Genomic DNA, 1272 nt, shown 5'->3' on the forward strand with positions numbered 1-1272 from the left:
ACCGGGCCGCGGCCACCCAGCCACGCAGGCCCAGCAGCAGCAGCGCCGGGTACACGAAGTACAGCTGCCGCCAGCCGTCGTACAGCACCGAGTGCAGCGCAATCACGGCCACCAGCGGGCCCAGAAACAGCGCCAGAAACAGCAGGTCCTGCAAGCCGCCCTCATCGCGCCACAGGCGCCATTTCTGCTGCCCCAGCTGGCGCAGCACTAGGCCAATGCCCAGCAGCCCCGCTGCCACGTAGAGCAGCGGCGTGGTAATGCCAATCCAGACCGGGGCGTAGTGCCAGGGCAGGTCGGTCGACCGCACGAACTCGCCGCGGTACATCATCACCCCGTCCCAGCGGAAGGTTTTCATGTGCTCGAACGCTTCCAGAAAGTTGGTGAGCGGGGCCGGCCACAGAAACGGCCAGAACGCCACCACCAGTGCAGCCAGCAGCACCAGGTAGGCCCCGGTGGTGCCGGCCCAGCGGCCCCAGCTTATCTCGCCGCGCACCACGCGCCACAGCAGCAGCCCCACGGTAGCCATGGGCAGCAGAATGCCCATAATGCGCACGTCGATGGTGATGGCGCAGGCCAGCGCGTGCCAGAACAGCCGCCCGGCCGTGGGCCGCAGCACCAGCCGCACGCCCGTGTTGGTGGCAATGAGAAACACGGCCATGAACACGGCGTCCTTGCAGTTGTAGAACGAGTCGGCAAACATGCGGGGCGAGAGCAGCAGCCACACGGTGGCCAGCAGCCCCAGTCGCCAGTCGGCAAAGCGCCGGCGCGCCAGTTGGAACATGGCTATCAGCCCCCCGAAGCATACCAGAAAAGTGCACAGGTGCCGAAAGCGAAACTTGTCGCCGCCGTCCTCGATGCGCAGCAGGCGCTCGCTCAGGCACACCGGCACCTCAAAAGCCACGCCGTAGTCGCGGTCGAAATATTGGTCGAGTGGAGTGTTGTAGCGGGTGAAATCGTCGTCGTTGGCCACCCACACCGGGGCCACAAGCTGCCCCACGTGCTTGAGGCTAATCATGCCCGTATCGCGCTGCTGGTTTTCGTCGAGCGACAGCCCGTAAGTACCCACAAGCAACAAGCCCAATACCAAAATAGCCCCGAAAAAAGCGGGCACCACCCAGCGCTGCATGGGTGCGGTACGCGAAAAGTCAGGCATCGGAAACAGAAACAGAGAAAGAAACGACCGGTGGTGAGAGATGGCAAACGAAGAGCAGCGGGCCCGGGGCTAGGCCTCGCCCGCCCGGGCTTCGGGCACGGCGCGGGCTACCTCGCGTG

The 1272-nt window shown here is 65.2% G+C and carries 1 protein-coding gene; it reads right to left on the reverse strand.

What is annotated here, in order from left to right; translation table 11 throughout:
- Positions 1-1153: hypothetical protein (locus ACYVDE_RS23175; RefSeq protein WP_460503894.1), on the reverse strand; the 1153-nt coding region annotated here is incomplete at its 3' end.
- Positions 1154-1272: the final 119 nt, after the last annotated feature.

It is taken from the genome of Hymenobacter agri, from assembly GCF_054778495.1.